The organism is Corynebacterium sp. LK33 (assembly GCF_014334955.1).
Taxonomy (GTDB): domain Bacteria; phylum Actinomycetota; class Actinomycetes; order Mycobacteriales; family Mycobacteriaceae; genus Corynebacterium; species Corynebacterium jeikeium_D.
In genome coordinates this window covers 239,371-253,361 of sequence record NZ_PDGU01000008.1, presented here as the reverse complement: position 1 = coordinate 253,361, position 13,991 = coordinate 239,371, and the positions used below count along the sequence as shown (strand labels likewise).

Genomic DNA, 13,991 nt, shown 5'->3' with positions numbered 1-13,991 from the left:
GCGTGAAAAATTGCCCAAAAGTGTCATAAACTCAGTCACTTTCTTGCTTTCTGAGGTTGGGGTGGGGGGCTGAAGGCCCAAACCAGCCCCACACCAGCCCCAAACCAGGCCCAGACCCCTTACTCGCCCAGCGCGAAGCGACGGTAGTGGTCGAAACGCTGCTCACGGCCAACGCGAGCCGGATTCTTCTCCAGCTCCCAGAGGGCGTGCTCGATAGCACTCAGAGCACGGCGGGGCAGTTCGGCCGGATTCTCAGGTTCGGCCACAATCTCGTCGATGACCCCGGTCTTCAGCATGGCCTCGGCGCCAACGCCCTGCTCCTCCATCATTTCCGGGGCATGCTCGGTGTCTCGGTAGATAATCGCCGAAGCACCCTCCGGCGGCAACGGAGACATCCAGGCATCGTGCATTGCCAGCACGCGGTCAGAGGGCAGCATGGCCAGCGCACCGCCACCGCAGCCCTGGCCGAGAATGAGTGACACGGTCGGAACCTTCAAGTTCACCAGCGTGGTCAAGGTGCGGGCAATCTCGCCGGCCATGGCATTTTCCTCGGCGTCCTTGGTCAACTCAGCGCCTGGGGTGTCAATGACCGTGACCAGCGGAATGTTCAGGCTTTCCGCGATGCGCATCGCACGGCGGGCAAAACGCAGTGAGCCCGGCCCCATTGGATGCGTGCCCAGCGGCGGCTGGTTATGGCGATCCTGGGCGACCAGAATCACCGGCCGCTCACCAATCCGCGCCAGGCGAGCCCGAACCGACAGCGACTTGTGGCCATCGCCAGTGCCGGAAATCGGCACGGAGCAGTCGACAAGGGCATCGATAATATCGCCGCCACCTGGACGAGAAGTATCGCGGGTGCGCAGGATAGCTTCCCAGGTATCGCGACCATCAATGGCTGCTGCTGGCGGTGGGGTGGGTTCGCTGGCGTCTCCGTCGGCAAGCACGTCGATGGTGCGGCGGACAGCGCCGCGCAGACCTTCGAGCGGAATGATGCCGTCGATAATGCCCTGCTTGAACAGGTTCTCGGAGGTCTGAACGCCTTCGGGCATGGGTTCGCCGGTAGCGAGCTCGACGACGCGCGGGCCGAGGAAGCCGAGAAGCGCGCCGGGCTCTGCGAAGGTGAAGTGGCCTGCCGACCCCCACGACGCCATGACACCACCGGTGGTGGGATTGCGCAGGTACACCAGGAATGGCAAGTGAGAATCCTTGTGGCGCGCCACTGCGGTGGTAATAGAGATCATGAGCGCGAACGCCGCAGTGCCCTCCTGCATGCGAGTGCCACCCGAGGTCGGGGAGAGCAACAGCGGCAGCTGCTCCGCAGTCGCGCGCTCGATGCTGCGAATAATACGACGAGCGGTTGCGGCGCCGATAGAACCGCCGAGGAAGCCGAACTCAGAACAGATGACGGCGACGCGCTTGCCGCCGACGGTGCCTTCACCGGTGATAACGGCCTCATCGAGACCGGTCTTCTCAGAGGCTCGGGACAGTGTGCCGCGGTAGGACTCGTCGATGTTGCCATGCTCGGGCGCGCCGTCCCAGGAGGTGAAACTTCCGTGGTCGAGGACGGTATCTATTACTTGTTGGGCGCTGATTCTAGCCATACCTCCACGGTAGTAAACAAGGGGTAAACCGGCTTAGTTGATGGTGGGCGGAAAGGGGTAGCGCTATTGTCGGAAAAAACGTGTCCGCACTACCGAGGAGTCGAACCAATGCCGATTACTGAGCGCCTCACCGAGCTGGCTGAACAGAGGCCAAACGTATGTGTCGTCGGTTCCATCAACGCAGACCTGACCGTCACCGTGAAGCGCCTGCCGCATGGTGGCGAGACTATCGAGGGCAGTCCTCTGCGCATTCTGCCGGGCGGTAAGTCGGCGAATCAGGCGGCGACGGCTGGAAGACTGGGCGCGGCCGTGGAACTGGTCGGCGCGGTCGGTTCGGATCCCAATGCGCAGTTGCTGCGCGACGCGCTTACCGACGCTCACGTGGACATCTCTGCAGTTGAGACCGTCGACTCTGCCACTGGTACAGCCATGATTGTCGTTGATGATGCGGCGGAGAATTTCATTGTCATCTCCGCTGGCGCCAATGGTGAAGTCGATGCTGAGATGGTGCGCAGTCATGCGGACAAGATTCAGCGGGCTGGGTGCCTCGGTCTGTGTCTGGAGATTTGTGATGAGGCTGTCCTGGCCGCCGCACAGATTGCCCACGATGCGGGTGTGCCGGTGGTGTTCAACCTGTCGCCGATTCGGGCGGTCAGTGAGGATCTGCTCGCGCTGGTCGATGTCCTCATTGTCAACGAGCACGAACTCGCAGCCATCATCGGCTCCGAGCGCGCGGTCGCCGGTTGCGAGCACGGTCAGTGGGATGCGGTTGGGCGCGCGCTTGCCGACGAACACGGGATTTCCACGGCCATTGTCACACTTGGCGGGGAGGGGTCTGCGGTCTTGAGGACGTCGGAAAGCGAGGTGGCAGTCACTCGCATTCCAGCGCTGCCCATCGAGGTCGTGGACACCACGGGCTGCGGTGATGCGTACATGGGTACGGTCCTCACCGCGTTGGCCGCGGGCGATGATGTGGTGACGGCAGCTCGTCTTGCGGCGGTGGTCTCGGCTCATGCGGCGACAGGCGTGGGGGCGCAGACCTCCTATGGCGAGACAGGAAAAATCGCGCAGTTTGCGGCGGACCATGGTCTATAAGGTGCGCTGCGCAAAGGCCTATAAGGTGCGCTGAGCAAACTACGCGATTGACGATTATTCGGTTTTAGGTGACCGTGGCCGAAGGAGCCACGCTCTTTTGGGCAGGGCTGGGGCTAGCTCTTGGCTGTCAGAGCCTTCTTCCAGCTGACCGCGGCACCGGTGCGCAGGACATTGCGCGGGTAGATCCAGGCGGCGAGTGCGATGACTGCGGCTACTCCCACAACCATGATTAGCAGCGAAGCCGCCAACTGGAGTGCGGAGAAGTTGCCAACGGCGTACTGCATCGGGGCAGTGGTGATGGAAACCGGTGGAATCCACGCTGCAACCTGCATGACGGTAGAGTCCAGCTTGCTCCAGCCAAACAGCGGAACATACATCGTGATCAGCGAGAACACCAGTACCGGCATCTGTGCGCCCTGGAAATCTTCCATACGGCTGACCAAGGATGCGGAGGCTGCATACAGCGCGGCGAAGAAGAAGTAACCGAGGATGAAGCACGGGACCAGCAGCCAGACTGCGGACCACGGCACATCGAAGCTCTCCGCCAATCCGGTAATCATGAGGGCAACTGCGGCGCTGGCGGTCAGCACGCTCATCATGATGATGCCAGCCAGACCGGCGCCGAGGATCTTGCCAGCCAGCAGGTGCGCCGGGCGAACGGTCGAGAGAATGATCTCGATGACGCGGGAGGACTTCTCCTCGATGACGCTGGTGGCCACCGCGCCGCCGAAGACGAGGATGGCGGTCATCATGACCATCACACCAATCAGTGTGATGACCACTGCGGGCATCTTCTCGTCTTTGGCTTCATCCAGCGACTCCACCGACACGGCTGCGCTTTGAGTCTTGGAGAAAAACTCGCTGGGGTTGATTCCGTTTTCGCTGAGCAGCATGGCTTCATTTTGTTTCTGCAGCGACTCCTGCAGCATTGGGGCCAGCCAGGATGGGGCGTCGTCGGCAAGCAGCTTCCACGAGCCCTCCTTGCCTTCTGCGGTGTCGGGGACGAGAGCGGCGTCGGCGTCGCCGTCGGTGACGGCAGCGCGAGCGGCCTTGTCGTCTGCCGCGGACGTAATCTCCAACGGTGAGAGCGATGCTGTGGCAAATGCGCCGGCTGCGGCATCCGCGCCTTCAGCATCCTTTATTTCGGCGGTGGCGTCGGCGAGGGAGTTCGCGAATGGCGCTTCTCCGACGACCGCGATTTTTACGGTGTCATTATCGGACTTGGAGGTCATGTAGTCGGCAACGAAGATACCGCCGACGGCAGCCACCGCCATGATGATCAGCGTAATTAGCGAGCTCTTCTTCAGCAGATGCTCGCGGAGTTCGCGGACGAAAACAGTCTTGACGGCCGTTGAGGCGTTGTAAGTGTTGGTGCTCATTGCTGTACGGCCTCCTGGTAGAGCTCGGTAAGTGGAATTTGCAGAGGTCCAAACGAACGGACCGTTCCCGCTGCCATCGCGCTGTGTAGCAGCTTCTGGTCGGTGTCGGCGGGGGCGTTGGAATCGAGGTGAACGACGGTGGCACCGTGGGCATCACGCTCCACGCTTGTCACGCCCTCGACGGAGGTCGCCCAATCCTGGGACGCACCATCGAGCTTGACGACGAAAGCCCGCGGGCCCCGTGCTCGCAGCTCATCAACGGTGCCTTCCACGAGCATGCGGCCGTCGCGGATGATGCCGACGCGGTCACACATGCGCTCGACAAGGTCGAGCTGGTGGGAAGAGAACACAATCGGGGTGCCGCGGTCGGCGTACTCCTTGAGTACGGAGCTCATCACCTTGACCGCAACTGGGTCGAGACCAGAGAAGGGCTCGTCGAGGACTAGTATTTCTGGGTCGTGGACGAGGGAGGCTGCCAGCTGCACGCGCTGCTGATTGCCGAGCGAGAGCGTGTCGACCTTGTCGTTGGCACGCTCGGTGAGACCGAGGCGCTCCAACAAGTTGTCGGCATTGGATTCCGCGCGCTTGGTGGGCACACCGTGTAGGCGAGCAAAGTAAATCAGCTGCTTGCGGACTTCAGCCTTGGGGTAGAGGCCGCGTTCTTCTGGCATGTAGCCAATCGTGCGGCGCAGCGAGTCATTCATCGGGGTATCGCCGATGCGCACCTCGCCTTTATCGGTGGCCAGCACGCCCAGGGCAATGCGCATAGTGGTGGTCTTGCCGGCACCGTTAGAGCCGACGAAGCCGTAGATTTCTCCAGGGTGAACTTGGAAGCTCATGCCACGGAGAACCTGCAGGTCTCCGTAGGACTTCTCAAGCCCGTCAATAATGAGGCTGTTCATGGTGATCCTTAGATTGAGGAGTGAAGGGCAGAGGAGGGATATGAGTTTTTGAGCCCGTACTAGTCGTCGCGCAGATTCCAGGCGTAGACGACGGTGGGCAGCGTGGAAATGTAGAGGAAAGCGATAATTCCGAAGATTCCGAAGCTGTACGGAATGTAGCGTCCCCAGTCAGGTTGCGCGTTCAGGACATAGGTGCCCACCAGAACGAGAGCAAGGAAGGCCACCAAGCCGAAGTAGGTGAAGCAGCGATATGTCAGCCCCCGCAGGTTCAGAATCTGTTCCTGCTGGTATTCGTCCAGTAGCGAGGTCGGTGCGCTGTCAACCATGTCGACTGTGATGTTGAGGCTGGTCCAGACGACGACCATAATGAGGGAAATCACTGGCCAGAGCAGAGAAAGCCATCCCGGGAAAATATCGGTCAGGCTACCGAGAAGCGCGATGCCGCTCAGCAGCATCAGCACAAGGCACACCTCGAATGCGATGACCAGCTTCCGCCGCGCCGCCTGGTTGCGCCACTTGGGCAACCAGCTCGACATCTGCTCGACACGCTTTGTGTACTTCGCTTCGCGCCGGGCTTCTAGCTTTTCGAAAAAGTTCGGTGTTGCGTCTTCAGTCCGAATAGCTGGCATCGTTAGCTTTCCTTTCGGTATAGGGCAGAGGACATGGGCTTGAATTCCTCGCGAGAAAACACCGCCTCAACGGGGAGATCGAACACCGCGCAGATGCGAAATGCCAGATCCAAGCTGGGGTAGTGGTCACCTCGCTCCAACGCGCCAATCGTTTGAGGATTGACCTCTACTTGTTTGGCTAGTTCGGCTCGGCTGAGTCCGTGTTCTGCCCGCAGCACTGAAATTCTGTTGAATATCGGTTCTTTGGGTTTAATCTTTGGGGACACACTCCAAAGTGTTATATAAACACAACGCTACGTCAACTGTTCGCAACAAAATGAAGCGCACTCACCTTTCTAAACCGCAGGTCAGCGGGGTAGAAAAAATCTAAAAAATTTTCAGTCCGTACACTCGGTTGGCATGACCACACTCAATCTGAAGTACGATGCAGCGACAACCGGAATTGCCAACGTGGAAATGGTCGATGGCAACGCCATCCCGATTCTGGGGTTCGGTACCTACAAGCTTGACGATGAGCAGGCGCGCGAATCCGTGCGCTACGCCCTGGAAATCGGCTACCGCCACATCGACACCGCATCGCTCTATCGCAATGAGCGAGGGGTTGGGCAGGGTATTGCTGATGCGGTCGCTGCGAACGTCGTAAAGCGTGAAGATATCTTCGTGACCACGAAGGTCTGGAACGATGCGCAGGGGTCGGCGGCGACGCGCGAGTCCGTGCGGGCATCTTTAGAACGGCTCAGCCTTGACTACGTTGACCTGGTGCTTGTGCACTGGCCGGTGGAGAAGCAGGGGACGTTTGGGCAGTGTTTCGATACGCTGCTGGAGCTCAATCGTGAGGGGCTGATTCGCTCGGTTGGTGTGGCGAACTTTTACCCAGAGGTGCTCGACCAGCTCTCGGAGACTCCGGTGGTCAACCAGATTGAGCTGCATCCGCAGTTCCCGCAGAATGAGCAGGTTGAAGACGATCGTCGTCGCGGTATTGTCACGCAGGCTTGGTCGCCGTTGGGGCGCGCGAAGTACTTTGAGGGCTCGCCGATTGCTGAAATCGCAGATCGCCTGGGTAAAACTCCCGCCCAAGTTGCTATCCGCTGGCACCTTCAGCGTGGCATCGTGGCCATCCCGAAGTCGGGCACGCCGTCGCGCATCAAGGAGAACTTTCAGGTCACCGACTTTGAGCTCACCGACGAGGACATGGAAACGATTGCGTCGATGGCGCGTGCCGACAGGCGCCTGAGTGGCGACCCGCGGGTATTCGGCAACGAATAAGCGAATTTAGATTTGCTTATAGCCCCATCACTATTGGTGTTTCGCGGGTAGCCTAAATGCTATGACGAACCCAGCATCTGAAATCCGCGTCGAAGCCGACGGCGCAATTGTCACTATCACCATCGACCGAGATCATAAGCGCAACTCCCTGACTGCCGACGTGTGTCGTGACATCGCCGATGCGGTGGAAGCTGCCGCTGAGGTTCCAGAGCAGCGCGTTATCCTGCTGCGCGGCGAAGGCCGCGCTTTCTGTGCGGGCGCCGACCTGAGTGGCCAGCACCATGAAGATTCCTTCCACGAACAGCTCCGTCGAATGCTGCGCACAATCGAGGCCAGCCGTCTGGTGGTTATTGCGGATGTGCAGGGGCCGGCTGTCGGCGCTGGCATGCAGCTGGCGATGGCAGCTGATTTGCGCGTCGTGGGTGAGCGCGGCTGGTTTATGATTCCGCCGGTCAAGCTCGGTATCGCTGTCGATGCCTGGACAATTCGCCGCGTACGCGTACTCGTCGGCGGTGCCCGCGCCCGCACTATTTTGTTGGCGGCCGAGCGCATGGATCAGGAAGCCGCCCGCGGTTGTGGTCTGGCTTCCTACCTTGGTGGTCCGGACAAGGCGGAGGAGGTAGCGCTTCGTATCGCCACCTACGCGCCCCTGTCGCTGGCCTACCACAAGGCAGTGCTCAACGACGATGAGACACATAGCCCGTTGAAGGACTACCAGCAGGAGCTCTACGACACGGTGTGGGCTTCCGAGGATGCTGCGGAGGCATCGAAGGCGCGAGCCGAAAAGCGCGAACCAAATTTCATTGGCAAATAGGTCGAATAGGTTCAGCAATTAGGCGAATAGGGTAGGCAGGCATGGGCTCGTGGAAAACTCCCGACAGTGGTCTTACTCAACAGCAGGTCCAGCAACGCATCGAGTTGGGGCACGTCAACGAGCTGCCGCCAACATCCGGGCGCAGTGTGTGGGACATTATCCGTGCCAATGTGTTTACCCGGATTAACGGTATTCTCGCTGTTTTATTCGCAGTCGTGCTCTATACCGGCTCAATCGTCAACGGTGCCTTTGGTCTGCTGATTATCGCCAACTCTATCGTCGGCATCATCCAAGAACTGCGTGCCAAGCGCACACTGGACAAGCTTTCCATTGTCGGCCGTGCAAAACCCATGGTCATTCGCGACGGGGAGCCTGCTCGCGAGATCGACCGCGAGTCCGTCGTCCTCGACGATCTCATCGAGGTTGGTCCCGGTGACCAAATCGTCGTTGACGGTATTCTCCGCTACGCCTCTGACGTGGCTGTCGATGAGTCCTCTCTCACCGGTGAATCCGATGCCGTCGATAAGAGCGTTGGGGACATGGTCTACTCGGGTTCCTCGGTCGTGGTGGGGTCGGCGCGATATCAGGCCACCAAAGTGGGCAAGGAGGCTTACGCCGCCAAGCTCGCAGCTGAGGCCAACAAATTCACGCTGACTGATTCCCAGCTCTTCCGCGGCATCAACAAGATCCTGACCTACATTTCCTGGATTCTCATTCCCGTCGGCGCCTTGGCAATCTATACGCAGCTCTTTGTCGCCGGCGATGATTTCAACGATGCGCTGCTGGGGATGGTCGCCACGCTGGTGCCCATGGTTCCTGAGGGGCTTGTCCTCATGACCACCATCGCATTTGCCCTTGGGGTGGTGCGCTTGGGGCGACATCGCGTGCTGGTCAATGAGTTGCCCGCCATCGAAGGTCTCGCGCGTGTCGACACCGTGTGTGTCGACAAAACTGGCACGCTCACTGAAAATGCGATGCAGCTAGTGGAAGTCGACATCGTATCGGGTGACGGTACCTCCCGCGATGAGGTCGACTCCGCACTCATCGATCTGTGCAAGCTCGACGATCGCCCCAACGCAACGGCTCGTGCACTGCTCGAGGGGCTTGCGGACGCAGGGGGCGTCGTAAAGCATGAACAAACCAAAACCCGCCCCTTTACCTCGGCGAATAAGTGGTCGGCGCTGACGTATCACGGCGGTGCGACGTGGGTTTTCGGCGCGCCCGATGTGCTTGTCGACGACTCCGCGGTCGGCATGCAGAAAGCTCGGGAGCTTATGGAGGAAGGACTTCGTGTGCTCCTGCTCGCGCGGACCTCAGTTGGGGCAGATGACCTGCCCGGCGGTGCGCTGCGGAAGAGTGGCGAGGTGGAGTTGGAGCCAGTCGCACTTGTCGTGCTGGGGCAGAAGGTGCGTTCAGATGCGGCGGACACGGTGGCCTACTTCTATGAAGAAGGCGTCGAGGTCAAGGTCATTTCTGGTGACAATGACCGCTCCGTGGGGGCTGTTGCACGTGAGCTGGAAATGGAGGGGGCTAACAATCCTGTCGATGCGTCTGAGCTTCCGGTCAGCCGCGATGAGAATAGCGAAGCCAAGCCCACCGAGATCCGCAACGAGTTCGCAGACATTGTGGAGTCGCGGCAGATCTTCGGCCGTGTCACGGCGGAGAATAAGCGCGATATGGTTCATGCGCTGCAGTCGCGGGGGCATCATGTGGCGATGACCGGTGATGGTGTCAATGATGTGCTGGCGCTAAAAGCGGCGAACCTGGGCGTGGCTATGGGCGATGGGGCGCCGGCGACACGTTCGGTTGCGCAGTTGGTGCTGTTGGATAATCGCTTCGCCGTGATGCCGATGATTGTGGCGGAGGGGCGTCGCGTCATTGGCAATATCGAGCGTGTGGCCAACCTCTTTTTGACGAAGACCATCTACTCGGTGGTGCTGGCGCTGGCTGTGGGGCTGTGGGGGATGGATTATCCATTCGAGCCGATTCACGTGACGATTACGGGTTGGTTCACAATTGGAATCCCGGCGTTCGTGCTGTCGTTGGCTCCTAACTTGGAGCGTGCGCGCGATGGTTTCGTGCGGCGCGTGTTGCGCTTAGCGATACCGGCGGGCATCACGGTGGGGTTGTTGACCTTCATGTTTTGGTTGTGGGCAAACCCGGGAGTCGACGCCAGCGATGCGGCACGAGGGGAGGCGTCTACTGCGACCCTCATTGTGCTGATTGTTTCGGCATTTTGGGTTTTGGTGGTCGTGGCTAGGCCATACACCTGGTGGAAGGTTCTGTTGCTGGCGGTATCGGCAGGAGCCTACCTGTTCATCTTCTCGGTTCGTTCAGTGGCCACAGTGCTTAATCTGTACTGGGTAGGGCGGGAGCTGTTGATTCCCGCGCTGATCGTGGGGGCCATCGGCGCGGTCATTATCGAAGCGCTGTGGTGGTGGCGTCAGAGTAAGCCATTGCCGGAAGAAGCGGAGAACACGAGTACAACGGCGTAAATGGGGGTAGTAAAAACGGCGCCTAAGTATGCAGGTAATGGCGTTTTTGGGGGTGCCTTAAGGCTCGCTGAGAAGTAGTTAGCCGCATTTAACTTCTTTGCTAACTGTGTTCCAGGTAACTTTGTTTCCACACATAATGAAAAATGTGGTGCATGGCACACCCTCGGGGTGGCTGTGCTGAACCTCATTACGAACACCTGCATAACTTCCTGGAAAGGATTAGCCCGTGTCCGCAACTCCCTTGCCGACAGACCGGCATAAGCCACAGGCGGCCGAGTACCGCTACGTGCAAAACTCAGCGCAGTTCCAAGAGCTCCGCTCTACATTCCGTTCTTTCGCCATCCCGATGACCGTCGCAGGTCTGGTGTGGTACATCGCATTCGTTTTGCTTGCGACGTTCGCGCCGGATCTCATGGCGACTCCCGTACTGGGCAATATCAACCTGGGCATCGTCCTTGGTCTGCTCCAGTTCGTGACCACCTTCGCCATCACCTGGGTGTACATCAACTTCGCCAACAAGAAGCTTGAGCCGATGCAGGCAGAGCTGCGCGAGGCACTGGAAAGCGGAGAAATCGCTGAAATCGTCGCAAAGAAGGAGGCATAGGCATGCTGACTAGTTTCTTTGCTGCAGATGACACTGCAGCAGCAGGTAACCCGATTCTCAACATCGCGGTCTTCGTCGCCTTCATTGTTGCGACCATGTTCATCGTTACTCGAGTGGGCAAGGGCGGAAACAAGGGAGCATCAGACTTTTACACCGGTGGCGCACAGTTCTCCGGTACCCAAAACGGTCTTGCCATTGCGGGTGACTACCTCTCGGCGGCTTCCTTCCTCGGTATCGTCGGCGCCATTGCGCTGACTGGTTACGACGGATTCCTTTACTCCATCGGCTTCTTCGTAGCCTGGCTGGTCGCGCTGCTGTTGGTTGCAGAGCCGCTGCGTAACGTCGGTAAGTTCACCATGGCCGACGTGCTGTCCTTCCGTCTTAAGCAGCGCCCGGTACGTACTGCGGCTGCTATCTCGACCCTCGCGGTGACCCTGTTCTACCTCATCGCGCAGATGGCCGGTGCAGGTTCCCTGGTCGCCGTGCTGCTCAACATTCACGACTCCACTCAGCAGTCCATCGTTGTCGCGGTCGTCGGCATCATCATGGTTGCTTACGTTCTCATCGGTGGTATGAAGGGCACGACTTACGTGCAGATGATTAAGGCCGTCCTGCTGGTCGGTGCTGTCATCATCATGACTCTGATCATCCTGGTTGGCGTTAAGGGTAACTTCTCCCAGCTCCTGCAGGACGCAGTGGACATGCACGCGAGCTCGGATCACATCGCCGAGAAGGGCTACGAAGCCTCCGCCATTCTTGAGCCGGGTCTGAAGTACGGCGGCTCCTTCGTTCAGCAGCTGGACTTCGTCTCTCTGGGCCTGGCACTGGTCCTCGGTGTTGCTGGTCTGCCGCACGTGCTCATGCGCTTCTACACGGTGCCGACTGCAAAGGAAGCTCGTAAGTCCGTGACCTGGGCAATCATCCTCATCGGTGGTTTCTACCTGTTGACCCTGGTACTCGGTTATGGCGCCGCCGCACTTGTTGGTCCGGACCGAATCAACGCCGCCCCGGGCGGAGCCAACGCTGCAGCTCCGCTGCTGGCCTTCGAAATCGGTGGCTCCATCTTCATGGCAGTGATTTCCGCAGTGGCGTTCGCTACCGTGCTGGCCGTGGTCGCTGGTCTGGCAATTACCGCTTCCGCGTCTGTCGGCCAGGACCTCTACCAGGCCGTGATCCGCAAGGGACAGGCCACGGAAGCCGAGCAGGTTCGTGTCTCCCGCATTACCGTAATCGTGCTGGGCGTTGTCGCCATTATCCTCGGCATCCTGGCCATGGGGCAGAACGTCGCCTTCTTGGTGTCGCTGGCCTTCGCAGTGGCAGCATCCGCAAACGTACCAACCATCCTGATGTCCCTGTTCTGGAAGCGCTTCAACACCGCAGGCGCAGTTGCCTCCATGTACACCGGTGTCATCGCCTCGCTGGTTCTGATTATCTTCTCCCCGGCAGTTTCCGGCAGCGAGTCCTCGATGATTCCGTCGGTTGACTTCTCCTGGTTCCCGCTGACCTCGCCGGGTCTGCTCGCAATCCCGCTGGCGTTCCTGGCTGGCATCATCGCCACCTACATGGGCAAGCCGGATAACTTCGATGACCTGGCAGCTGAGATGGAAGTTCGCTCCCTGACCGGTGTTGGCACCGAGGCTGCGGTTGATCACTAATAACCACTGAGTCCTTGGCTGGCAACGCTGCCCGAACAGCTCAGCTAATCGCAATTAACTGAATAGACAAATGCAAAAGCCCCGTTATCGTCACTGGTAGCGGGGCCTTTGTGGTGGGCGCGGGGTCGTCGTCAAGCATGTGCGAATCAGTGCATGATAGTTAATGGACGGGCCTGTTGCCCTGGATCCGCAGGGGCTCGCGGAAGCGAGCACGGAGTCTTAGATATAAGGTGGGAAGGTAACAATCTGGTTTGCCCCACCGCAATAATTGGAGTGTGTATGACTGACAATTCTGGCGCTTCTGAGAACAACAATTCTTTCCGTAGCGCCCTGCATGATGAGCACGTAAGCCTTGGCGCAGAAATGCGCAATGTTGGTGGCTACGAAGTGCCGTTCCGCTACTCTTCGGAAATTGCAGAGCACAACGCAGTGCGTGAGGCCGTTGGTATTTTCGACCTGTCGCTGATGGGTATCATCCGCGTCACTGGTGAGGATGCGGCGGCGTTCCTTGCACACTCCCTGATTTCGGCAATCAAGCCGCTGGCGTTGGGCCGTGCCAAGTACACCATGATTGTGCAGGAAGACGGCGGCATTATTGATGACCTCATCATTTACCGCCTCGGTAGTCACGAATTCATGCTGGTGCAGAATGCCGCAGCCGCTGAAGATGTGTACTCGACGCTGCGCGAGCGCGTTGGTGGCTACAACGTCCAGGTTGAGAGCATGAATGACAAGAATGTGCTCCTGGCCATTCAGGGGCCGAAGGCTGCGAAGCTTCTGCGCCGTCTGCTGCCGCAGGATCTGCACGCGACTCTCGATGGCATGAACTACTACTCTTGCACCCTGCTCGAGGTCGCAGGTGTGGAAATGATTGTTGCCCGAACCGGCTACACCGGTGAGGACGGCTTCGAGATCTTCCCGCCGGCTGACCGCGCCGTCGAGGTCTGGCGTGCAATCATTGCAGCAGGTGGCAAGGTGGAAAACCCGGAGGATCCGGCTGACAACGGTGCTGACCTCGGCCTGCTGCCGTGTGGTCTGGCCTGCCGCGACACCCTGCGTCTTGAGGCCGGTATGCCGCTCTATGGCTACGAGCTGACTCGCGACCGCACTCCGCTGGAGGCCGGCCTGAAGTCCATCATGGGGCCGACCAAGGGGCAGTTTATTGGTCGCAACGCACTGATTAATCGTCCGCAGTCGAAGGAGCTACTGGTTGGTCTGCGTTTCTCCGGTGATGAAGCTCCGAAGCGTGGCACCAAGCTCATTGATGCGGAAGGTAACGAGGTTGGCGTGCTGACTTCCGCCAAGGTGTCGCCGACTTTGGGTCACCCCATCGGTTTTGCATACGTTCAGCGTTGGCAGTCCTCCACTGGCACGGAGCTGACCGTTGAAGGCGCCGACATTACCGCCACCGTCGTTCCGACGCCGTTCTACAACCGCCGTCACCGCAAGTAGGGGAGCGCCACGATTTCTGCTGTGCGGTGGCGAGCCGAAGTTTCCTTCAGGCTCGCCGCTGCCTGAGTGATTCTGCAATCACAAAAATCCGCTGCAGTA

The 13,991-nt window shown here is 59.4% G+C and carries 12 protein-coding genes; 7 read left to right on the top strand and 5 right to left on the bottom strand.

Going from position 1 to position 13,991, the window contains the following annotated elements:
- Positions 1–119: 119 nt before the first annotated feature.
- Positions 120–1,601, bottom strand: coding sequence for a carboxyl transferase domain-containing protein (locus tag CRD20_RS03155; protein WP_070595314.1), 1,482 nt, complete (start codon positions 1,599–1,601; stop codon positions 120–122).
- A gap of 108 nt (positions 1,602–1,709) precedes the next feature.
- Between CRD20_RS03155 and CRD20_RS03150 the strand changes: the two genes are divergently transcribed.
- Entirely contained in the window at positions 1,710–2,696 is a 987-nt protein-coding gene (locus tag CRD20_RS03150; protein WP_016423305.1) for a ribokinase, read from the top strand.
- Positions 2,697–2,809: 113 nt separating this feature from the next.
- Here the strand turns inward: CRD20_RS03150 and CRD20_RS03145 are convergent, their stop codons facing one another.
- From CRD20_RS03145 to CRD20_RS03130, 4 genes are read right to left on the bottom strand one after another with little or no spacing between them, the layout of a single operon-like run.
- Positions 2,810–4,075, bottom strand: coding sequence for an ABC transporter permease (locus tag CRD20_RS03145; RefSeq protein WP_187404811.1), 1,266 nt, complete (start codon positions 4,073–4,075; stop codon positions 2,810–2,812).
- Complete coding sequence (locus tag CRD20_RS03140; RefSeq protein WP_187404810.1) at positions 4,072–4,977, bottom strand: ABC transporter ATP-binding protein; 906 nt, start codon at positions 4,975–4,977, stop codon at positions 4,072–4,074. The genes CRD20_RS03145 and CRD20_RS03140 overlap by 4 nt, the downstream gene beginning before the upstream one ends.
- Positions 4,978–5,036: 59 nt before the next feature.
- Positions 5,037–5,606: a hypothetical protein gene (locus CRD20_RS03135; RefSeq protein WP_049189717.1), complete on the bottom strand. Its 570-nt coding sequence runs from the start codon at positions 5,604–5,606 to the stop codon at positions 5,037–5,039.
- 2 nt (positions 5,607–5,608) lie between these two features.
- Entirely contained in the window at positions 5,609–5,872 is a 264-nt protein-coding gene (locus CRD20_RS03130) for a helix-turn-helix transcriptional regulator (protein ID WP_042388879.1), read from the bottom strand.
- Positions 5,873–6,005: 133 nt separating this feature from the next.
- Here CRD20_RS03130 and CRD20_RS03125 point away from each other — a divergent pair, with 133 nt between their 5' ends.
- The 6 genes from CRD20_RS03125 to gcvT all read left to right on the top strand — a co-directional run bounded on the left by CRD20_RS03125 (position 6,006) and on the right by gcvT (position 13,892).
- A complete protein-coding gene (locus CRD20_RS03125; protein ID WP_187404809.1) occupies positions 6,006–6,872 on the top strand; it encodes an aldo/keto reductase in 867 nt (288 codons plus the stop codon).
- 61 nt (positions 6,873–6,933) lie between these two features.
- Positions 6,934–7,686 (top strand): enoyl-CoA hydratase, encoded by a 753-nt coding sequence (locus tag CRD20_RS03120; protein WP_048733677.1) that lies wholly within the window; start codon positions 6,934–6,936, stop codon positions 7,684–7,686.
- A gap of 41 nt (positions 7,687–7,727) precedes the next feature.
- A complete protein-coding gene (locus CRD20_RS03115) occupies positions 7,728–10,181 on the top strand; it encodes an HAD-IC family P-type ATPase (protein ID WP_070653145.1) in 2,454 nt (817 codons plus the stop codon).
- A gap of 226 nt (positions 10,182–10,407) precedes the next feature.
- The gene (locus tag CRD20_RS03110; protein WP_070437585.1) at positions 10,408–10,785 is read left to right on the top strand and encodes a DUF485 domain-containing protein; all 378 of its coding nucleotides are present in this window, start codon (positions 10,408–10,410) and stop codon (positions 10,783–10,785) included.
- A 2-nt stretch (positions 10,786–10,787) separates the two neighbouring features.
- Complete coding sequence (locus CRD20_RS03105; protein ID WP_016423297.1) at positions 10,788–12,440, top strand: cation acetate symporter; 1,653 nt, start codon at positions 10,788–10,790, stop codon at positions 12,438–12,440.
- A gap of 279 nt (positions 12,441–12,719) precedes the next feature.
- Positions 12,720–13,892 (top strand): glycine cleavage system aminomethyltransferase GcvT, encoded by a 1,173-nt coding sequence (gene gcvT, locus CRD20_RS03100; protein ID WP_070602777.1) that lies wholly within the window; start codon positions 12,720–12,722, stop codon positions 13,890–13,892.
- Positions 13,893–13,991: the final 99 nt, after the last annotated feature.